This window comes from Psittacicella gerlachiana (assembly GCF_003585965.1).
Lineage (GTDB): Bacteria > Pseudomonadota > Gammaproteobacteria > Enterobacterales > Psittacicellaceae > Psittacicella > Psittacicella gerlachiana.
The window spans coordinates 20,238-45,957 of record NZ_NRJF01000020.1 but is presented as its reverse complement, the minus strand read 5'-3'; the positions used below and the strand labels follow the sequence as shown (position 1 = coordinate 45,957).

Sequence of the window (25,720 nt, the reverse complement as noted above, 5' to 3'; positions counted from 1 at the left end):
TCTATGGGGATGGGGGATTTATCGAGACTTCAGGGGATGACTTAAATCTTTTTGAGAATATCTATGTAGATACTATTTCCAGTTATGGTAGTGCAGGTAACTGGCTCATTGACCCTATGGGACTTTTAATAGTTAATAAAACTGTAGGAGAGGGCAATGTAAGTTCTTTAAATAGAGATCCATATTTAACTAATCGAGGTTGGGACGGATCAACTTCTTGTAGTTCAGTTCGTTCTACTTATACTCAATATGATTTATCAAATATGCCTTCTAATTCTTATCAAGTAAATCCAAGTCAGAGTGGTAATTACTTTTCTCTACTTAGAGCTACTAATGTAAGTGAGTGGCTTAATAGGAGTAGTGTAACTTTACAAGCTAAAGGTGAGATTCTTTTCTATCATTTGAATAATGAAATTAATTCGAGTAATACCGGAACAACTTTATATTTGAATGGTAATATTTCTGATCAGAACGGATTTGGTTATACCTTTTTAAATAGTAAAATTACCTTAAAAGGTAATATCGATTTTCAAAATCCAAGATCTGGATCGAAGATTAGCTTTATAAATTCAACTATAAACGCTAACTGTTTCACTTTTAATACCTCAAACAAAGATAACCCTGTACAGTCGAACGTATACATTACCAATTCTACTTTAACTGCAGCAAATAATATTTCCTTATGTACAACTGGACATATTTTCATTTGTGGTTCTTCTACGGTTAGTGGCAATCATGTTTTAGTAAGTGCTTATAGTGGAGCAAGTAATGTAACTATTACAGGTAGTAATCTGTATGCAACATACAACTTAACTATAGGTGCAAATCGATCAATAGATATAAATTATAGTGGCGAAAATTCTTCAATATTAAGATCAAATAATACATTGATAGAGTCTCGTCAAAATGATACTACTATTAGTATTAACGGTACGACTTTAAACTCAGCAACAACTTATGCAAATATTACTATTGGTGGAGCTTCGTTTACAGGAAGTAATAAGTATGGAAATATTACAATTGAGAATTCTACCTTTAGTGATACAGGAAATGTAAATTTAAATGCCTTTAGTTTAGATATTTGTCGAAGTGTTTCTTATAACGTTGCGAATAATGTTACTTTTAATATTACCGGAAATAAGGGTTCGAATGTAACAAAAAATAAATTTGAAGGGGTAAGAGGAAATATCACCATAAATGTAACTCCTAATGTTTCATTAGATGCTAGTGGGGTGAGTAATAGTTATTATTCATTTAGTGATAGTAACTTTAATAGTTCTAAAACTATTACTTTCTACAATAAATACGGAAGTATTAATGTTACCAATGTAACCTTTAATACTCCTGAAAACTTTAGTGGTAATATTACCACTGGTTACGCTGTTTATGATGGTGGTAATAATGTTGGTGCTTCTAAATTTGTAGATTCTACTATTATTGCTAAAGAAACGTACTTTAATATTACAAATAGAACAGATAGAGTTAATTCTGCTCAAGCTACTGCAACTACTGGTTACTATTTTAACTGGTTTGAAATTGACGGCTTAAATATTACCGGTACTAATGCAACTTTTAATGCCTCAAATACACGTCTAAATGTTAATCGCCTTAATGCTAGTTTAACCGGAAATGCTTCGTTCAAGTCTTCAGGAAATGTTAATGTTTTCAAAACTAGTAATGAAAATCTAGGAACTCAAATAGCAATAAGTAATAGTACGGTAAGTGCAAGTAATATTGGAGCTAATACAGATAGCTCGGTAATTAGTATTTGTGGAACTAATTTTTCAGCAACCAATACAGCTACTGTGTGGGGGCAGAAAACTTATATAAGCTCTTCGAACTTTAGTGCTACGAGTGTTAATATTTCCATTGACCAAGATTTATCTATCTCAGGGAGTAATCTTTCAGTAACTACAGGTGATTTATTAATTGTAAACTCTTCAAAAGCAGTAGGTTCAACTTCTTGGATTAGAATTAGTGGATCTGAATTACAAAAATCTGCAGTAGGGGATATTAAAGTAGTATCTATTGGCAGAGTGTATTTAGAAAATACAAACATTGTAGGAACAAGTGACAAAGCAGACTCCACTTCAGGAGTTTCGACGCTGGTATTAGGATTAACAAACTTAACTGCGAATGGTGTAAATATTAAGAGTCATTTTGTTAATCTTTCTACTAACTCAATGTGTTCAAGTGCAAATATAAGTTTATTTAACTCTTGTGTGACAGCTTTAGGGTCTAACGCAAGTGACAGACTAGTATTGTTTACAAATGGAGTTTTAAGCTTAAATCACACTAATATAACCGCACAAGGTAACATTACTTTAGGTGGAGATAAGAGAGTAAAAGCCGTTAACATTACCAATGGTTCTTACGTAGCTTCGGTAAATGATAATGTTACTTTAACTACAGGCAACGTAACACCGTTAAATTCTTTCTTCTTAGATAATTCAACCTTAAAAGCGAAAAATAACGTTAGTGTTTACCAACATAGAACTTGTTATAGTGAGGTAAATATAAATGGTTCGAACTTACTTGCGGGACAAAATACAGTTGTAAATATTACAAGAGCAGATTTAAACTTCAACAACTCGAATTTAACTGCTGGAGTAAGTGTTGATGTAAAAGCTAACCAAGGTAATTTCAGCTTTAAAAATTCAAATGCGACAGCAACTAACTCACTTACTTTCTATCAAGGAAAAGCTCTTGGATTATTAGATATAAATAACTCTAACTTAACCTCAGGTACAGGTGATCTAAATCTTTGCACTTCAAGTGGTACGATAAAAGTTACCGATTCTAATGTTACAAGTAACGCAAAAATTAATTTCTCAGCTTTAGTAATTGAGATTGAGAATTCAAATATCTCCGGTAAAGGAGCAACCTCTGACATTAATCTTGGTAATGAGACTACTTCAAGAATTAATGCTTCGAGTACGAATATTAATTCTTCACATGGTAATGTAAGCTTTAGTGGCACGGATGAGTTACATCTAACTAATACCAATGTAAAAGCTGGCTTAGATCTAAATCTCAGTGGTGAGAGCGCTGAAATTACGATTTGCTCAACAAAAAGTAGTAGTTTCACTATAGGTCGTGACCTAAATATTACCGGTAACGATATTAGTGTTGTTGGTATGAAACTAGATGTAACAGGTAATGCTACTTTCACTTCTGATGTTGGTACATTTAATTCAACTAACAGTACTATAGGAACCAAAAAAGGTAATATTACCGTTAATGCACCTCAGGTTGTAGTAAACCAAGGTTCTGTAATCAATGCAGCGAAAAACACAACCTTAACTGGTGACCAAATCTGTGTAAGTGCTTCAAATATCTCAAGTAGCGAAACAACTCGATTAAATGCTATTACTTGCATTACTCTTGAAAGTAAAGCCAATGTTACTGGTAAAGACATTCTTCTGAACTCAACTACTATTAAATTAGATAATAGTAGCTTAAATGCAACTAATAATACTGAAGTAAATGGTACAACGATTGAGTTAACCAATAGCCAAATCAATACTACTGCAGGGAATGCAACCGTTCAAGCAATTGCAAGTTTAACGCTGACTAATACGAGCGTAGATAGTGCAAAACACACTACCTTGTCAGCAAATGAAAATAAACTGCTTGCTGGTTCTAAAGTAAATGGTACTAATACTACCGTTACAGGTATTAACGTAGTTGTAAGTGAATCTAATGTTACTGCAAGTGATAATGCAGATGTTTGTGCGACTTCAACGATTGTAGCTAAGAATGCTAATGTTTCAGGAGCTAATGCAACAATTGAGGCAAATAGCGTCGTAGTTAATCAAAGTTCAACAATTACGGCAAGTCGATTAGCGACTGTTAATGGAACTGATGTAACTATTAACGCAAGTAGAGTTAACTCTACGGCTGGTAAAACTGAGCTAAATGCTTCAACGCTAACGGTACAAGATGGTGCAGTTATTGACTCGCAAAAAGGCACAACTCTAAACTCAGCAAATATGAAAGTTGAGAGTGGTGCGAAAGTAAACTCTTCTGAGACGACGCAGCTAACGGCAACTACTTCTCTGAGTGTTACCGGTGATGGAACTCAAGTAAAAGGTAAGGTTACAAACCTTAGTGCTCCAACTATTGAGTTAAGCAATAAAGCAGATGTAAATTCAACTACCGCAACTAATGTTGTAGGTAAAGAAAAGGTAACTGTTGACGGGGCTTCAGTAAATTCTACTGAAGGCACAACAGCAGTGAACGCTACAACTGTGTCTGTACAAAATTCAGCAACTATTAACTCAAAAACAGGAACTAAGTTAGATGGTACAACCATTAATGTTTCACGTTCAGCTGTAAACTCTACTGCAGGCTACACTACCTTAAACGCTCAGAATGTAAATCTTGATAACAGTGCAATAGTTAACTCAGCTGCTACGACCTTAATTAATGCTTCAGCTAGCATTAACGTTTTAGGGTCATCGACTGTAGATGGTAAGAATACTAATCTTTCTGCGAAAAACTTTGTTTATGTACTTGGTGGATCAACTGTTAATTCAACTGATAGTACACTAGTGAATGCAACGGTAGTTACGGTTAACAACTCTAAGGTAAATAGTTCAGCTGGATCAACTACTGTTAATGCAAGTCAATGTGTAACCTTTACTAACCGAGCTACTCTTGGAGCTGGAACTACTGCAAGTGTTAATACACCAAATTTAGACATCAATAATTCAGAGGTAAAAGCTAAGGATATTAATTTAAATGCAACAGCTCTGAATACTAGTTGTTCTACAATTACCGCAACTAATAACTTAGCTATTAAGAGTAACACTGCAAATTTAATTGATAGTATCTTCGAAGCAACCAATATGGAAGTTCTAGGTGGTGGCACAAGTAGTAGAACTTCATTATTAATGGTACAAAGATCAAATATTGCTGTAAGTAGCAATGTAACCGTTAAAGGATATGCTACCTTTGGTTTACCTAATTCAAATGTAACGGCGAAGAATTTTGAGGTAAGTAGTGTTACGAATTTCATGGGGTCAGTTACTAATATATCTACTACCGGCAACACTAGTATCTCTGCTGATAGAATTTCATTAGTGCGTAACAGCTCGATAACTAGTGGAGCAAATACTAGTCTTTCAGGTAAAACTATTACCGTAAATACTTCGAATGTAAGTTCAACGAATAATACGGTGATCTGTGCAACTGCATCAATTTTTGCGATAAAAGCAAATATTTCTGGAGCTAACACTACACTTAATGCTCCAAGCATTGTTGTGAATCAAAGCTCTAACCTGACAAGTACTAAGTCGACTTCGTTAAATGGTACAGATCTGACCATTAATGCAAGTAGTATTAATACTACAGAGGGTAGCACTACATTAAAAGCTTCTTCAAGCTTAACTGTACAAAATGCGTCTAGTATAGACTCAAAAACTGGCACTAATTTAGATTCTAAGACCTTAAAAGTAGAGAGTGGCTCTAAAGTTAACTCTTCAGCGACCACTTCATTAGATGCTACAAATTCTATGAGTATTATGGGGACTGGAACGCAAGTTCAAGGTAAGGATACTAGTCTCACAGCTCCAACTATTGAAATCAATGATAATGCTGATGTGAACTCAACCTGTTCAACTAAGGTTACAGGTAGCACTAAAGTTGTAGTTGATCATGCAACCGTAAACTCTACTACAGGCACAACTACTGTAAGTGGAGCAGAAGTATTTGTGCAAAATGCTGCGACAATTAACTCTAAAACAGCAACTAAACTAGATGCAACTAAGAACGTAACTGTTTCAGCTTCAAAAGTTAACTCAACTGCAGGTAGTACGACTCTTAACGCTACCAATGTATATCTGCAAAGCGGTGCAACAGTAGACTCCGCTACTACTACCTTAGTGAATGCTTCAGAGAACATTAATGTTCTCGGCGGATCTACGGTAAATGGTACGAATACAAATCTTTCTGCGGGAAGAACGGTATCTGTGCTTGAGAGTTCAACTGTTAACTCTACTTCTAGTACAACCTTAAATGCAACCCAAGTACATGTAAATAGTTCGGTGGTGAATAGTACAGGTGGTTTAACCACGGTTAATGCAAGTGAATGTGTAACCTTTACTAACCAAGCAACAATCGCTGCTGGAACAGCATTAAGTGTTAATACTCCAGATCTAGATATTATTAACTCAACCGTAAAAGGATATGATGTTAACTTAAATGCACCTACTTTAGATACTAGCTGTCTATCAGCTGTTACGGCAACCAATAACCTAACCATTAATAGTAATCAGGCTAACCTTTTAAGTAGTAGTTTTAATGGGAAGAATATAAATGTAGTGGGTTGTGGTACGACAAGTAGGTTAAATGCAATTGGATCTAACTTTACAGCAACCGGTAATGCAACCTTTACTAAGTATGGTACTTTTGGTTTAGGTAATTCTAATCTAAGTGCTGGTAATATTGATGTAAATAATGTTACCAACTTTAGAAGTTCCAACTCTAATTTAAGTAGTAAAGGTAATACCAGTATCAATGCTACGGGTATGGTTGTACTTAATAGAAGTAGTTCAGTACATAGTGGAGAAAATACTTCAATTTCAGGTAATACTGTTACTATCAATACTTCGAATGTAAGTTCAACTAACAATACGGTAATTTGTGCAACTAGATCAATTGTTGCAACTAAAGCGAATATTTCAGGAGCTAACACTACACTTAATGCTCCAAGCATTGTAGTGAATCAAAGCTCTACCCTTACAAGTAGTCAACTAACTTCATTAAATGGTAGTGATCTGACTATTAATGCAAGTAGTATTAATACAACTGCAGGTAAGACCGAACTTAAAGCTACAGCGGGATTAACTGTACAAAATTCGTCTAGTATAGATTCAAAAACTGGAACTACTTTAAGTGCAGCTAATCTAAAATTTGAAGGAGCTTCTAAAGTTAACTCATCGGAAACAACAAAACTTGTTGCTTCTAAATCACTGAATGTTACAGGTGAGAATACAAAAGTAAATGGTAAGGTTACTAACTTAAGTGCACCAACTATTGAGGTTAGTAATAAAGCTGACGTAAATTCAACTACTTCAACTATAGTTTCAGGTACAGATAATGTAACTGTTGATGGTGCTTCAGTAAATTCAACTGAAGGGACAACAACAGTGAACGCTACAAGTGTGTCTGTACAAAACGCAGCTACAGTTAACTCTAAAACTGCAACTAAGTTAGATGCAAGTAAAAATGTAACCGTTTCAGCATCAAGTGTAAACTCAATTGCAGGTTGCACAACCGTTAACGGTGCAAATGTTTATCTGCAAAAAGGAGCAAGCGTAAACGCTAAAACCAATACTCTCGTAAATGCTTCAGAAAGCGTAAATGTTTTAGAAGCTTCGACAGTGAATGGTACTACCACCAACATTTCTTCATCAGGTAATGTGTATGTTCTTGGAGGTTCAACAGTTAATTCAACTACATGTACAACTGTAAATGCTACTCAAGTACATGTAAATAGTTCCGTAATTAACAGTACTACTGGGACAACGACAATAAATGCGAGTTCTTGCGTTACGGTAACTAATACCTCTACTCTAAGTGCAGGTACGGTATTAAATGTAAATACCCCTGATCTCGATGTAAATAGCTCATCGATTAAGGCTAATGATGTTAACTTAAACGCAACTACTCTAGATACAGATGCAAAATCAACTGTAACTGCAACTAATAACTTAACGATTAATAGTACGAAAGCAAATCTGCGTAATAGTAACTTTAGTGGAAATAACATTACGGTAGTTGGTACTTCAGGTACTCTTTATACCCATAACTCTAACTTTACCGCTAAAGTTAATGCTAGCTTTGAGGGGTACAACGTATTTGGTCTTGGTGCTACTAATGTAAGTGCGAAAAACATTTTAGTTACTAATGTAAGAGCATTTACTGCTTCTAATGGTACTAATTTCTCAAGCACCGGATATACCAATATTGCTGTGGCTATAGCTAGGGTACAAAGTGGCTCAGTGATAAATAGTACTAGTGGCACTAACTTCTGTGCAACAACTAGTCTGACGGTTACAGATTCAACTATTAATAGTAGTGCTGGCTATACTAATATCCAAACAGGAGCTTTAACCTCTACAGGTTCTGATTTAAGAGCTAAAGAGAATTTAACGGTTTGTGCTACAGGTAATGCAAACTTTACTAACTCTAATCTTTCTGCACAAAAACTGGTAAGTGTGTATGCAGATAAGCTTAACCTCAGTGGTACATCAGTGTACTCAGCTCAAGGGGATATCAACTTAGGTAATGCAACGACCAAAGAAGTAGTAACTGTAAAAGGTACTAATCTAACTGCTTCTGCAGGTAATGTAAGTCTGTCAGGAACGCAAAATATCACTGTAAACGATACTACGATCAAAACTGGTTTAGATCTGAACTTAGCATCTCCAGAGGGTAATGTATCGCTGATAGGTGCTACTAGCTCAAGCATCGAGGTAGGTCGTAGCCTGAACATAACTGCAAATAATTTAAGTCTGATTAATACCACTTTAGAGGTACAAGGTTCAGTAGGTCTAGAAGCAAATAATCGTGTTTTAGTTGATAACTCTACCGCAGCCTCAAAAACAGCAGATACTAAAGTTTCTGGAAAAATCATTAATGTTCTTAACAACTCTGCAATTAAAGCAACCCAAGGCAATACAAGCCTAGTGGCAACAGATAGTGTGGATATTAATGGCTCTACCGTAATTGCAGGTCTCAATACTACAGTTGAAGGTAAAAATGTAAACATTACTAATACTTCATCGGTAACAGGAGCTAACACTTCTGTGAACGGCTCGAGTGTGACCATAAATCAAGCAAGTAAGGTTTACGGTACTACCCAAACTAAAGTTAATGCAAGTAGCCTAATTGTAGACAATGCAAGCTTAGGTTGCATTACGGCAGCTAAAGAGACTTTAGTGAATGCAGCAAGTGTGAGCATTGTGAACAATAGTGCAGTTGTGGGGGCTAAAGTTAATATCTCTGGTCAAGCAGTAACTTTAGAAAAAACCGAAGTAAATGCAACCACAGGAGATGCGGTAGTAACTGGGGCTACAGTAAGTCTAGAGCAAGTAAAAGTTAACTCTACTGCTACGACAAGCGTTAAAGGATCTAGCGATTTAACCGTAAATAACTCAAGTGTGTCAGGTAAACAAGTTGATTTAGAGTCAACAGCTGGCCAAACAACTCTTACAGGTACTAATGTAACTGCAAGAAGTGGTAAAGCAACGATTAAAGCGGCTACGACCACAAACTTCAATAATAGTAATATCAGTGCTCAAGGCATTGAAGTACGTGCTCAAACAATTAACGTAGAGAATGGTACTTTAAATGCAACCACTGGAGAGCTTTCTTTAGGAAATGCAAGTACTTTAACTGCAACGATTAAAGACGCAACTCTTGTAACTACAGGAACAGATGCAGATGTAAATGTACGTGGTAACAACGAAGTTAATGTTTCAGGAACAAAAATTACTTCAGGTCGTGATGTAAATCTTTCAGCTCCGCAAGGTAATGTAAATATTAGTAATGGTACAACTATAGATGCAACCCGTTCAATTAACATTACCGCTCAAAATATTAGCTTAACTGGTAAGTCTGCGTTCAATGCAACTACTACAACAGGTCTAAATGCTACTGTAGATGTAGAAATTGATAATGTTTCATTTACAACTAAAACCTCTACTCTAGAAGTTCATGCGGGAAGAAATGCGAACTTAACCAGCACTAGCATTAATTCAGCAAAAGAAACTCGATTCTTTGTGGCAAATAGTGCGAACTTAAAACAAAGTAATGTTACCGCAGGAGCTGAAGTTAAATTTACGGTAGGTAGTCTTGAAGTAAATGCTTCTAATGTAACTGCAACAAATATCGAAGTAGAAGCAACTAAAGACATTAATATCACCAATAATTCGAACTTAACTGCAACTACAGAGGGCATTACTCTTGCTAATAACGGCACAGATGCTAAAGGTTCAATTAATGTTGATGGCTCAAACTTAACCGCAAATCAAACTGTAAGTGTAGGATCAAGTGAGAACCTTAATATTACTAACTCTAGCATTAAAGCGAATGAAGTACAGTTACAGCAAGATGTAGATTACACCTATGTAGATCAAGATAACCAACTCTTAATCAAAGATAGTAATATTGATTCTAAAGTTGATATCAGTGCTTTTGCTTCAGGTAAAGCTGCAGTAGAGAACTCAAGTCTCACCGCAGGTAATGATGCAACTATTACTTCAGGTAAAGGCTTAAATGTAACTGATAGTACAGTAACGGCTACTGAAGGTACTTTAATGGTTACTGCTACTGATAAACTTGAAGTTAAAAACGCAACCCTATCTGGAAATCTAGGAGCAACTATTAATTCTTATGCTGGCGAGGTAGCAGTAAATAACGCAAGCATTACTTCAAGTAATGGCTCGACAAAAGTTGAAGCACAAGCGGGAGCTGTAACTCTAACAGATGCTAATGTTTCTGGTAAAACAGGAGCAGAGGTTAATGCGTCTTCAAGCGTGACTGCAACTAACTCTACAATCACTTCTTCAGAAGGAGTTGCAAGCGTAAATGCTTCAGATGGTGCTGTAACTTTAAGTAATAAATCTAAGGTTAGAGGTAAACGTGCAACTGTAGAAGGTACAGGTGTAACTCTTGGTAATGCAAGTGTAGAGGCAATTGCAGGCAGTGCTAAAGTAGATGCAAGAACTGGTGTGGCGACTTTAGATAATACTAGCGTAACTGCTACGCAAGATGCAAGTGTAGTTGGTGCTTCAGTAACGGCAACGAATTTAAGTGTTCAAGGTAGCACTGCAAATGTAAATACTTCAGCAGGAGCTGCAACTTTAACTGACGTTAAAGTTAACGGTACAACCAGTGCTCAAGTAAAAGCTACCAGCGGTAGTGTTACTGGAGCTAATGTTTCTGTTACCTCAACTGAAGGAACTGCAACAGTTCAAGCTACAGATGCTGTAACTCTAAGTCAAAATTCTCAAGTACGTGGTACTAGTGCCACTGTACAGGGATCGTCTGTGTCTTTAACTGACAGCCAAGTGAATGCAACTGCAGGACAAGCTCTTGTAGAGGCAACTTCAGAAACTGTGAATCTAGTAAATACGAGCGTTAACGGTACTACCGCTAAAGTTCAAGGGACAAGTATTACGACTTCACAAGGTACGACAGTAACTGGACAAGATGAAGTTAATTTAACTGCAACTACGGGTAACATTGATGTTAGTGACACTAACCTCACCGCAACCGCATCTGCTGGTAAAGTGGTAGTTGATGCGCAGCAAGGAAGCTTAATCGGTAACAACTCTAATCTCACAGCTGCTACAGGTAGTGTGGAGATTAAAGTAGGCAAAGATGTTAACCTAACTGACAGTAAAGTAGTATCTCAAGATGCTCTTAAAGTAAATGCTCAAAACATTAATGCAACCAATACCGCATTTACTTCAACTGCGGGGGATGTAAACCTCACCGCAAGTAACAATCTTGAATTAAAAGATAACTCTGCAGTAAATGCACAACAGGCTGCTAACCTTTACGGTGCGAATGTAACCTTAACTAAATCTTCAGTAACCGCTCAACAAGACATTACTGTAAATGCAACTACAGGTAATCTAACATTTAGTGGTTCTCCAATGGATTCTGCTCAAGGAAGCATTAGCCTGAGTGCGAAACAAAATATTGTTAATGGCGATACCAGTGGTGCACAAGCAAAAGTTACCGCAAAAGAAAATATCACTGTAACCGCAAATGGTAATGTGTTATTACCTAATGCGCAGTTACAAGCGGGTAATCATGCTGCAGTTGTAGCTAAATCAGGAGATGTAAATCTTGATAACTCAGGCGTGAGTGCAGTGAACAAAGTAGTGGTAAATGCTTCTACCGGTAATATTTCTGCTTCAGGTGGTAACTATACTTCTACCAATGAGAATGTAGACTTTATTGCATCTAACAACATTACCATTGATAAATCGGTAGTGGCTGCGCAGAAAGGTCAAGTAAACTTTAGTGCAACTTCTGCAGGTTCTAACTTAAAAGTTAGCAACACTAATGTAACTGCAACTAAAGTAAATGTTGATGTACAAAACAATGTAACCTTTAGTAATGCTAATGTAGCTGCTACGGCAAATAGTCTTGTAGTTAAAGCGAATAACATTAATGCTACTTCTTCTAATCTTACAGCGACGGGTGAAGTTAACCTAACTGCAACAGAGAACCTAGGTTTAGAGCAAACTAAAGTAAATGGAACTTCAGTAGTATTTGCAGGTAAAGATGTTAAAGTTGGCAATAGTACCGCTACTTCAACTAGTGAAAACATCACTATTTGTGCAACTCAAGCTGTAAAACTTTACAACCTCAGTGCAAATGCGGCGAACCATACTTTTGTGCGTGGTAGTTCAATTGATATTACTAATGGCACTTTAGCTGCAACTAAAGGTGATGTGTCAGTAGGTGGTTTAAGCACAGCTCATACTAACATCACTGGTGCAACTTTAACTGCAACCGCAGGTAATGTGAGTGCAAGTGGTTCTGCAGGAGTGAATGTTTCTGGTGTTACTGTGAAAGCAGGTCTAGATATCAACTTAACCTCTTCTGCAGGTGAAGTTAAAGTAGCTAATAAGACTAATTTAGAAGCAGGTAGATCAATTAACATTACTGCTCAATGTGTAACTGTAAATCAATCTACGTTTACCGGTACAGCAGGTAATGTAACTGTTAATGCAACTAAGGGTACTGCAACTTTAGATAACTCTACGTTAACAGCTGCGGTGAATGCTTCAGTAAATGCTGCTACAGGAGCAACTTTATCTAACGTAACCGTTAAGGGTGCTAATGCAACTGTTACCACGAAAGCTGGTGATGCGAATTTAACGAATACAGAAGTAAATGCAACTTCAGGGGATGCTGTAGTGACAGCAATCTCGGGCAAGGCTACCCTAAATAATGCCTCAGTAGTAGCTACAAAATTAGCTAATGTAAGTGCAAGCACAGCAACTGAGCTTACAAACGTAACTGTAAAAGGGGAAACAGCAACAGTTACTGCGACTAGTGGCAAAGCTACCTTAAAAGATATAAATGTAACTGCAAGCACAGGTACAGCTTCAGTAACAGGTAACTCTGTAGACTTAAGCAAAGCAAATGTTACTTCTACAGAAAATACCGCAACAGTTACAGCAACTTCAGGCGACGCTAATGTTACTAACTCAAAAGTAGCTGGTACTTCAGCAAGTGTAAATGCTACAAACGGTAAAGCAAATGTAACAGATAGTAACGTAAGTGCATCTACAGGTGAAGCAAAAGTAACTGGTACAGAGACTACTCTATCTAATGCTAATGTAACTTCACAACAAGGTGTAGCAACAGTTGAGGCAACTTCAGGTGACGCTAAGGTTACCAACTCAAATGTAGCTGGTACTTCAGCAAGCGTGACCGCAACAAACGGCAAAGCTAGCGTAACTGATAGTAATGTAAGTGCGACTACAGGTGAAGCAAAAGTAACTGGTACGGAAGCTACTCTATCTAATGCAAATGTAACTTCACAACAAGGTGCAGCAACAGTTGAGGCAACTTCAGGCGAAGCTAAGGTTACCAACTCAAATGTAGCTGGTAATTCAGCAAGTGTGACCGCAAACGGCAAAGCTAGCATAACTGATAGTAATGTAAGTGCGACTACTGGTGAAGCAAAAGTAACTGGTTCAGAAGCTACTCTATCTAATGCTAATGTAACCTCACTACAAGGAGAAGCAAATGTTACTGCAACTAGTGGTACAGCTTCATTAACTAACTCTAAAGTATCTGCGGATAGTAATACTGCAAGTGTAACTGGTGGATCTGTAGAGTTAGCTAACTCTGTAGTAAAAGGTACAGCAGCTAAAGTTAATGCAACTTCAGGTAGTGCAACTTTAACTTCAAGTAATGTAAGTGCATCTACAGGAGAAGCATTAGTAACTGCAGAAAAAGATGTTAACTTAACGAGTTCAAATGTAACTGCACAAACTGGTGACGCTAAAGTAGAAGCGAGAGCCGGTAACGCAACTTTAAGTAACACAAATGTAAGTTCACAAGATGGTGAAGCGAATGTAAGTGCAATTAAAGGTAAAGCGACTTTAGTTAACGCAAACGTTACTTCTACAAATAAAGCTGCAAGTGTAACTGCTGGTTCTGTAGACTTAACTACTTCTCAAGTTAAAGGTAAAACAGCAACTGTAAACGCAACTACCGAGAATGCAACTCTTACAGGCAGTAATGTAAGTGCTGCTGATGGTAAAGCACAAGTTGTAGCACAAAAAGATGTGACTATAAGTCAATCTAATGTAAGTGCTACAGGTGGAGATGCTACGGTAGAAGCTAAATCAGGCAATGCAACTCTAACGAATGCAAATGTAACTTCAGACAATAGTACAAGCGTTCAAGGTGCTTCTGTAGACTTAACAAGCTCTCAAGTTAAAGGTAAAACAGCAACTGTAAATGCAACTACCGGAAACGCAACGCTTACAGATAGCAACGTAAGTGCTACAGGTGGTGATGCTTCAGTAGAAGCTAAATTAGGAAATGCGACTTTAACTAATGCAAATGTAACTTCAGATAGCAACAATGCAAGTGTAATTGCTGGCTCTGTAAACTTAACTACTGCTCAAGTTAAAGGTAAAACAGCAACTGTAAATGCAACTACCGGAAACGCAACGCTTACAGGTAGCAATGTAAGTGCTACAGATGGTGAGGCTTCAGTAGAAGCTAAATTAGGAAATGCAACTTTAACTAATGCAAATGTAACTTCAGATAGTAACAATGCAAGTGTAATTGCTGGCTCTGTAAACTTAACGACTGCTCAAGTTAAAGGTAAAACAGCAACTGTAAATGCAACTACCGGTAATGCAACGCTTACAGGTAGTAACGTAAGTGCTACAGGTGGTGATGCTAAGGTAGAGGCTAAATCAGGTAATGCGACTTTAACTAATGCAAATGTAACTTCAGATAGTAACAATGCAAGTGTAATTGCAGGTTCTGTAAACTTAACTACTGCTCAAGTTAAAGGTTCTAATGCGACTGTAAATGCAACTACCGGCAATGCAGCGCTTACAGGTAGCAACGTAAGTGCTACTAGTGGTAAAGCTCAAGTTGTGGCTCAAAAAGATGCGACTATAAGTCAATCTAATGTAAGTGCTACAGGTGGTGATGCAGTAGTAGAAGCTACAACCGGAAATGCAACTTTAACTAATACAAATGTAACTGCAGACAAGAATGCAAGTGTAACTGGTGGTTCTGTAAACTTAACAGACTCTCTAGTTAAAGGTACTAATGCAACCGTAAGTGCAACTTCTGGTAATGCTACCCTTAAAGGTAGTAGCGTAAATGCTACTTCAGGTAATGCAACTGTTACAGGGGTAAATGTATCTATTACCGGCGGTGAAGTTAATGCAACAAATGTTGCTTCAGTAAACGCAACAAATGGTTCAGCAGAAATTAATAATGCGAGTGTAAACGGCTCAGTTACTAAAGTTAACGCTACTAGCGTAACCTTAGGTAACGGTACAAACCTAACCGCAAAAACTGAAGTGAACGTTACTGCAACTACTGGTGATATCAATGCTACTGGCACGAATATCACGGTAACCAATGTTGGTGGTAAAGTTGCAATCAACGCTAAAGAAGGTGACTTCAGTGCAACTAACACTAATATCTCGGCTGCTCAAGGTATCGTAGATATTGCCGTAAAAGATAATGTTACTTTAGCGGACAGTAAAGTTCTTTCAAAAGAAAGCCTCAAAGTGTCTGCAAATAACATTAGTGCAAATAACACTAACTTAACTTCAACGGCTGGTGATGTAAATCTAACCGCAATCGTGAACCTAAGTGTAACTAATGGTTCAAAAGTAAATGCTACGGGTTCAGCGAACCTTGTAGGAGGCAACGTAACTCTAGCAAATTCTGCAGTTACTGCGAAAAAAGACATCAATGTCAATGCAACCCAAGGTAATTTAACCTTTAATGCTTCGCCAATGAATGCAACTGGCAATATCACTTTAACCGCAACTAAAGATATAGTTAATGGTGGTAAAGCTGATGAGCGTGCGGAAGTAACTGCTGGTGGTAATATTACGGTATTAGCTACAGGTAATGTTGCTTTACCTAATACGCAATTAAAAGCTGGTGATCAAGCTAATGTAACAGCGACAAATGGAGATGTTAATTTAGATAACTCTGGCGTGAGTGCGAAGAACTCAGTGGTAGTTAAGGCAAGTAAAGGTAATATTACTGCTAAAGGCGGGAACTATGTTTCAGATAATAGTAATGTAGACTTTGTTGCTGCTAATAATATAACTATTAGTAACTCTGTAGTTAACGCAACTAGTGGAAGTGTGAACTTTACGGCGTCAAGTGCTAACTCTAACTTAGAGGTAAGCTCTTCGAATGTAACTGCAAACACTGTAAAAGTTGATGTAAAAAATAATGTAACCTTTGCATCATCTAATGTTTCTTCAGTGAATACCTTAGAAGTTAGTGCATTAAATATCTCTGTAGACAATACTAACTTAACCTCAAGTGCAGGTGACGTAAATCTAACCGCAACAGTTAACTTAAGTGTAACTGGAGGTTCGAATGTAAATGCTACAGGATCAGCAAATCTTCAAGGTGGTAATGTTACCCTAACCGATTCAACAATTAATGCAACTAAAGACATTAAGGTAAATGCTACAGTAGGTAACTTAACCTTTAGTAGTGTGCCTATGAATGCTGGTGGTAACGTTAGTCTTGTTGCTAAACAAGATATCGTAAATGGCGGAACAAATGGTCAACAGGCTCAAGTAACTGCTGGTGCTAACATTACGGTAGTTGCTACAGGTAATGTATCTCTACCAAATACGCAATTAAAAGCTGGAGACAAGGCTACGGTAACTGCTGAAACTGGTAATATCAGTCTTGATAAATCAGGAGTAAGTGCAACGAACCAAGTAGTGGTAAGTGCAACTAAGGGTAACATTACTGCAAGTGGTGGTAACTATACTTCAACAAGTAGTAGTGTGGACTTTAAAGCGGCAAATAACATTACTTTAGAGAACTCGGTAGTAGAAGCGAAGAATGGTAATGTAAACTTCAGTACAACGGCTATCGACTCTAACTTACAAGTTAGCAACACTAATGTAACTGCTAAGTCTGTAAATGTAGACGTTAAAAACAATGTAAGCTTTAGCAATGCTAATGTTGCTGCTACGCAAAATAGCTTAGTAGTTAAAGCAAATAACATTAGTGCTACTACTTCGAACTTAACTGCAAAAGGTGAAGTGAACCTAACGGCAACTGCGAACCTAGGTTTAGAGAAAACTCAGGTTAATGGTACGGCAGTAGTATTAGCTGGTAAAGATGTTCAAGTTGGCAATAGTACTGCTACGGCAACTAGTGAAAACATCACTATTTGTGCAACTCAAGCCGTAAATCTTTACAACCTCAGTGCAAATGCGGCGAACCATACCTTTGTTCGTGGTAGCTCAATTGATATTACCAATGGTACTTTAGCAGCTACTAAAGGTGATGTATCTATTGGTAATACAGCTACAGTAAATACTAACATTACTGGTGCAACTTTAAATGCAACTGCTGGTAATGTAAGTGCAAGTGGTTCTGCAGGAGTAAATGTTTCTGGGGTTACAGCGAAAGCTAAACTTGATATCAACTTAACTTCTTCTGCTGGTGAAGTTAAAGTAGCTAATAAGACTAACTTAGAAGCTGGTAGATCAATTAACATTACTGCTAATAGCGTAAATGTTAGTCAATCAAACTTAACAGGTAACACTGGTAATGTAACCGTTAATGCGACCAATGGTAATGCAACTTTAGAGAACTCTACTCTAAATGCAGCTACTGGTGTAGCCGTAAATGCAACTACTGGAGTTACTGCTACTAACACTACAATTACTACTAAAGCAGGAAATGCAACTGTTAATGCTTCGGCAGGTGCAGTAAGTCTCAGTGCGAATACTAGCGTGTCAGGTGATAATGTAAGTGTTGTAGGTACTGGAGTAACCTTAAACAATGCTACTGTAACTGCTACTAAAGGTAGTGCTAGTGTAGATGCAAGAACTGGTACTGCAGACTTAAATAATGCTACGGTTAATGCAACTGCAGAAGCAAAAGTTACTGGTAAAGACGTAACTCTAGTGAATGCTACTGTAAATGGTACTTCAGCTACAGTTTCTGCAAGCAATGGTAATGCAAGTCTAACTGACTCAAATGTAACTGCTACTACAGGTGACGCTAAAGTTGAAGCAACTAATGGTAACGCAACCTTAAATAATGTAAATGTAACCTCTAACCAAAATGCAAGTGTTAGTGGTAATAACGTAAGCTTAACTAAAGCAACTGTTAAAGGTTCAAATGCTACAGTTAATGCAACTAATGGTAAAGCAAGCGTAATTGGCTCTAACGTAAATGCTACAGAAGGTGTAGCTACGGTTAAAGGTCAAAGCGTAGAAGCAACCAATGCAAATGTAACAGCTAAAGGCGGAGACGCTAAAGTTGAAGCTACAAGTGGTAATGCTACATTAAGCAATACAAATGTAACTTCAGATCAAAATGCAAGCGTAAGTGGTACAAATGTAAGCTTATCTAATACAAATGTTACAGGTAAGCATGCTACAGTTAATGCAACTAACGGTAAAGCGAGCTTAACTGGCTCTAACGTAAATGCTACAGAAGGTGTGGCTACAGTTAAAGGTCAAAGCGTAGAAGCAACCAATGCAAACGTAACAGCTAAAGGCGGAGATGCTAAAGTTGAAGCTACAAGTGGTAATGCAACATTAAGCAATACAAATGTAACTTCAGATCAAAACGCAAGTGTAAGTGGTACTAATGTAAGCTTAACCAAAGCAAATGTTACAGGTAAGCATGCTACAGTTAATGCAACTAACGGTAAAGCAAGCCTAACCGGATCTAATGTAACAGCTACTGCAGGTACTGCTACAGTTAAAGGTCAAAGCGTAGAAGCAACCAATGCAAATGTAACAGCTAAAGGCGGAGACGCTAAAGTTGAAGCTACAAGTGGTAATGCTACATTAAGTAATACAAATGTAACTTCAGATCAAAACGCAAGTGTAAGTGGTACAAATGTAAGCTTATCTAATACAAATGTTACAGGTAAGCATGCTACAGTTAATGCAACTAATGGTAAAGCAAGCTTAACCGGATCTAATGTAACAGCTACTGCAGGCACTGCTACAGTTAAAGGTAAAAATGTAGAAGCAACCAATACAAACGTAACCGCTACAAGTGGTGATGCTCAAGTAGAAGCTACCGCAGGTAATGTAACCTTAACTAAAGCAACAGTTAAAGGTAATAATGCAAATGTTACAGCGACAGGTGGCAATGTAAGCTTAACTGACTCTAATGTAACAGCTACTTCTGGTAACGCTACAGTTAAAGGTCAAAATGTAACTGCAACTAATGTAAACGTAACAGCTATAAATGGTGATGCTCAAGTTGAAGCTACCTCAGGTAATGTAACCTTAACTAAAGCAACAGTTAAAGGTAATAATGCAAATGTTACAGCGACAAATGGTAACGTAAGCTTAGCTGACTCTAATGTAACTGCTATTTCAGGTAACGCTACAGTTAAAGGTCAAAATGTAACTGCAACTAATGTAAACGTAACAGCTACAAATGGTGATGCTCAAGTTGAAGCTACTGCAGGTAATGCAACCTTAACTAAAGCAACAGTTAAAGGTAATAATGCAAATGTTACAGCGACAGGTGGTAACGTAAGCTTAGCTGAGTCTAATGTAACAGCTACTTCAGGTAACGCTACAGTTAAAGGTCAAAATGTAACTGCAACTAATGTAAACGTAACAGCTACAAATGGTGATGCTCAAGTTGAAGCTACTGCAGGTAATGCAACCTTAACTAAAGCAACAGTTAAAGGTAATAATGCAAATGTTACAGCGACAGGTGGTAACGTAAGCTTAGCTGAGTCTAATGTAACAGCTACTGCAGGCACTGCTACAGTTAAAGGTCAAAGCGTAGAAGCAACCAATGCAAACGTAACCGCTACAAGTGGTGATGCTCAAGTAGAAGCTACCGCAGGTAATGTAACCTTAACTAAAGCAACAGTTAAAGGTAATAATGCAAATGTTACAGCGACAAATGGTAACGTAAGCTTAGCTGACTCTAATGTAACTGCTATTTCAGGTAACGCTACAGTTAAAGGTCAAAATGTAACTGCAACTAATGTAAACGTAACAGCTACAAATGGTGATGCTCAAGTTGAAGCTACTGCAGGTAATGCAACCTTAACTAAAGCAACAGTTAAAGGTAATAATGCAAATGTTACAGCAACAAATGGTAACGTAAGCTTAACTGAGTCTAATGTAACAGCTACTTCAGGTACTGCTACAGTTGAAGGGCAAAATGTAACAGCAACTAATGCAAATGTAACTGCTCAAGGTGGTGATGCTAAAGTTAATGCGACTACAGGATCTGCAACTCTAGATAATGTAACTGTAAGCTCTAACCAAGGTGCAAGCGTAACAGCAAACACTGGTGCAACCTTAACTAATACTACGGTGAACGGTAATACAGCTACAGTTACGGCAACTAAAGGTAAAGTAACATTAACGGATGCTAATGTAACTGCAACATCAGGTGCTGCTACAGTTACTGGTACAGATGTAACAGCAACTAATGCAAATGTAACTGCTCAAGGTGGAGACGCTAAAGTTAATGCGACTACAGGATCTGCAACTCTAGATAACGTAACTGTAAGTTCTAGCCAAGGTGCAAGCGTAACTGCAAACACAGGTGCAACCTTAACTAATACTACGGTGAACGGTACTACAGCTACAGTTACGGCAACTAAAGGTAAAGTAACATTAACGGATGCTAATGTAACCGCAACAACAGGTGCAGCTACAGTTACTGGTACAGAAGTAGAAGCAAATAAAGCAAATGTAACTTCTCAAGATAGTGAAGCAAAAGTTAATGCAACTACAGGAGCAGCAACTTTAACTAACACTACGGTGAAGGGTACTACCGCTATAGTTACAGCTTCTAAAGGTGAAGTAAACTTAACTGACGCTAACGTAAATGCTACTGCAGGAGCGGCTACAGTTACTGGTCAAAGTGTAAATGCAACTAGAACTAACGTAACAGCTACTAATGGTGAAGCAACTGTAAATGCTACAAGTGGCAATGCTACTCTCAACAACACTACAGTTAGCTCGAACCAAAACTCAAGTGTACGTGGTGCTAATGTAAGCTTAACCAATACGACAGTTAAAGGTACTAATGCTACTGTTGAAGCAACTTCAGGTAAAGCTAACTTAACAGATGCTAATGTAACCGCAACTGCTGGTAACGCAACCGTAACCGGAGCAACTGTAACTATCACCAATGGCAAAGTTAATGCTTCAAATACAGCTTTAGTTAATGCAACTAATGGTGCAGTTGAAGTTAACAATGCAAGTGTAAATGCTACCAATACCACAATTAACGGTACTGCAGTAACCTTAGGTAATGGTACGAATGTAACTGCTAAAACAGCAGTGAACATTACTGCAACTACTGGTGATATCAATGCTACTGGTACAAATATCACCGTAACTGAAGCAAGTGGTAAAGTTGAGATCAACGCTAAAGCAGGCAACTTAAACGCAACTAATACTAATATCTCAGCGACTAAAGGTAGCGTAAGTGTTGCCGTAAAAGACAATGTAAGCTTAACTAACAGTAAAGTTGTTTCACAAGACAGTCTCAAAGTGTCTGCAAATAATATTAGTGCAGATAACACTAACTTCACTTCAACTTCAGGTGATGTAGATTTAAATGCAAGTGTGAACTTAAGCGTAGTTAATGGTTCAGTAGTTAATGCTACAGGTAATGCAACCTTAACCGGTGGCAATGTAACCTTAACTAACTCAGCAGTTAATGCAACTAAAGATATTAGTGTTAATGCAACTACTGGTAACTTAACCTTTAATGCAGCACCAATGAATGCAAGTGGTAACATTACTTTAGTTGCGACTCAAGATATCGTAAATGGTGGAGATGCTAAATCTCGTGCTCAAGTAACTGCAAGTGGCAATATTACGGTATTTGCTCAAGGTAATGTTTCTTTACCAAATGCACAGTTACAAGCTGGTGATAAAGCAAATGTAACCGCACAAAAAGGTAACATCAACCTAAGTAATTCAGGGGTAAGTGCGACAAATGAAGTATTAGTAAATGCTTCGGCGGGTAATATCTCTGCTTCAGGTGGCACTTTCGCTTCAACAGCGAAGAATGTTGATTTCCAAGCAAATAACAACATTACTCTGAACAACTCTGTGGTAGAAGCAAAAGCTGGGGTAGTGAACTTTACTACAACAGCTGCTGACTCTAACCTCAAAGTGGAGAACACCAATGTTACGGCTAAGTCTGTAAACGTAGACGTTAAGAACAATGTAACCTTTACGAAAGCAAATGTTGCAGCTACTGAAACTAGTCTTGTAGTAAGTGCTGCTAACATCTCAGCAAGTGCAACGAACTTAACCTCAGCTAAAGGAGACGTTAACTTAACCGCAAGTGTGAACCTCAACGTAACTGATAAGTCTGTAGTTAACGCTAATAAATCAGCGAACCTAGTTGGTGGTAATGTAACTCTTGCAAATTCATCGGTAACTGCAGGTACAGACATTAATGTCAATGCAACTAAAGGTAATCTAACCTTTAATGCAGCTCCAATGAATGCGGGTGGAGATATCACCTTAACGGCAACTAAAGATATCGTAAATGGTGGTACTGCTGATTCTAAAGCTCAAGTAACTGCACAAGGTAATATCACCGTAGTAGCTACAGGTAATGTTGCTTTACCAAATGCTCAACTAAATGCTGGAAATAAAGCTAATGTTACGGCACTAGGTGGAGATGTTAACCTAAGTAACTCAGGTGTAAGTGCGACAAATGAAGTATTAGTAAATGCTTCAGCTGGTAATATCTCAGCTTCAGGTGGTACTTTCGCTTCAACAGCGAAGAATGTTGATTTCCAGGCAAATAACAACATTACTCTGAACAACTCTGTGGTAGAAGCAAAAGCAGGGGTAGTGAACTTTACTACAACTGCTACTGACTCTAACCTCAAAGTAGAGAACACCAATGTTACGGCTAAGTCTGTAAACGTAGACGTTAAGAACAATGTAACCTTTACGAAAGCAAATGTTGCTGCTACTGAAACAAGTCTTGTAGTAAGTGCTGCTAATATCTCAGCAAGTGCAACTAACTTAACTTCAGTTAAAGGTGACGTTAACTTAACTGCAAGTGTGAATCTCAGCGTAACTGATAAATCTGTAGTTAACGCTAATAAATCAGCGAATCTAGTTGGTGGTAATGTAACTCTTGCAAATTCATCGGTAACTGCAGGTACAGACATTAATGTCAATGCAACTAAAGGTAATCTAACCTTTAATGCAGCTCCAATGAATGCGGGTGGAGATATCACCTTAACGGCAACTAAAGACATCGTAAACGGTGGTACTGCTGATTCTAAAGCTCAAGTAACCGCAAAAGGTAATATCACTGTAGTAGCTACAGGTAATGTTGCTTTACCAAATGCTCAACTAAATGCTGGAAATAAAGCTAATGTAACGGCATTAAACGGAGATGTTAACTTAAGCAACTCAGGGGTAAGTGCGAAAAATGATGTGGTTGTAAGTGCATCTAAAGGAAACATTACAGCTGTTGGTGGTAACTATACTTCTACCAATAGTAATGTAGACTTTGTAGCTGCAACTAACATTACGGTAACCGACTCTGTAGTTAATGCTTCAAGTGGTAATGTAAACTTCACCACAAGTGATGCTAATTCGAATCTAGTTGTAAGTGCTTCGAATGTTTCAGCTCAGACCGTAAACGTAAAAGTTAAGAACAATGTGACTTTTGCGAATGCAAATGTTACCTCAACTAATAGTCTCGCAGTAAGCTCAGCAAATATTAGTGTTGATGGTTCTAACTTAACCTCAACAGCTGGTAGCGTGAACTTAAATGCAACTCATAATCTCAGCTTCACTAACCACAGTCAGGTGAAAGGTAATGATCTAGCTCTTGCAGGTAACCAAGTAACAGTGAATAATGCAACACTCACTGCTACTGGTGAGAACATTACGATCAAAGCTAATACTACTGCAGTACTTGAGAACTTAACTGCAACGGCACAAAATCATACTTTTGTTCGTGCAACAACAATTGATGTAACTAATGCTACTTTAAATGCAACTAAAGGAGATATTTCTTTAGGTGATACTAATACCACAAGTACCAATGTAACCGCTTCAAACTTAACTGCTACAGCGGGTAATGTAAGCTTACGTGGTGATAAAGGCGTTAATGTTTCTGGTACGAACATCAAAGCTGGTTACGATATTAACTTAAGTGCACCTGAGGGTACAGTTAACATCACCAATGCTACAGATCTAAAAGCAAACAGATCAATTAATATCACCGCTCAAAGCGTGAATATTCAAAAATCTGTTCTCAATGCTTCTACCGGAGTAGCGACCGTTTGTGCTACAGCTGGTACAGCGACTGTGGATAATGCAAGCATTGCGGGTACGCAAGTAACCGTACAAGGTGATTCTGTAACCTTAAATAACGCAAGTGTAAATGCTACGGCAAACGACGCTAAAGTTGTAGCTCGTACCGGCAAAGCTGAGCTAGAAAATGCAAGCGTAAGTGCAACTGCAGGTAAAGCTCAAGTTACGGGTGATGAAGTAACTCTGACTAATGCAAGTGTGGTGGGACAAACAGGAGTGGCTGTAAATGCAACAAATGCAATTACAGTGAAGAAAGCAAATGTAAGTTCAACTGCAGGAGCTGCTACGGTTAACTCGACTTCAGGTGCGGTAAGCTTAACTGAGAACACAAGTGTATCAGGGACAAGTGCGTCTGTAGAGGGTGCATCTGTAACCTTAAATAATGCAAGCGTAAATGCTACGGCAAACGACGCTAAAGTTGTAGCTCGTACCGGCAAAGCTGAGCTAGAAAATGCAAGCGTAAGTGCAACTGCAGGTAAAGCTCAAGTTACAGGTGACGAAGTTACTCTAACTAATGCAAGTGTGGTGGGGCAAACAGGAGCAAGCGTAAATGCGACTAATGCAATTACAGCGAAGAAAGCAAATGTAAGTTCAACTGCAGGAGATGCTACAGTTAACTCGACTTCGGGTGCAGTAAGCTTAACTGAGAACTCTAAGGTTTCTGGAACAAGTGCGTCGGTAGAGGGGACAGGTGTAACCTTAAATAACGCAAGTGTAACTGCGACTGCTACAAATGCCAAAGTAGAGGCTCGTACCGGTAAAGCGGAGTTAATTAACGCTACGGTAAATGCAACTACAGGTAGTACTGAAGTATCAGGTGATTCTGTAAACTTAACTAATTCTGAAGTTACTGGTAAAACAGGAGTAAATGTAACGGCAACTACAGAAATCAATGCAAGTAATACTACGATTAGTTCAACTGAGGGAGTAGCTAACGTAACTGCAACTAACGGTAAAGTTACACTTGCTGATAAATCTAAAGTTAGCGGAACTTGTGTGACTATTGCAGGTACTGGCGTAACAGTAAACAGTTCAACTATTTGTGCAACCGCAAATGACGTAAATGTTGATGCTCGCTCCGGAACAGCAAGCTTTGATAATGCAAGTGTAACTGCAAGTTCAAATCTAGTAGT

Annotated in this window: 1 protein-coding gene (running past one end of the window); it reads left to right on the top strand. The window is 37.9% G+C overall.

Annotated features, from left to right (window positions below; genetic code table 11):
* The first annotated feature begins 116 nt into the window (after window positions 1-116).
* Window positions 117-25,720, top strand: partial view of a hypothetical protein gene (locus CKF59_RS07835; protein ID WP_222985449.1) — the 5' portion only. 18,241 nt of this gene lie beyond the right edge of the window; the window shows 25,604 of its 43,845 coding nt (coding positions 1-25,604); its start codon is at window positions 117-119; the stop codon falls past the right edge of the window.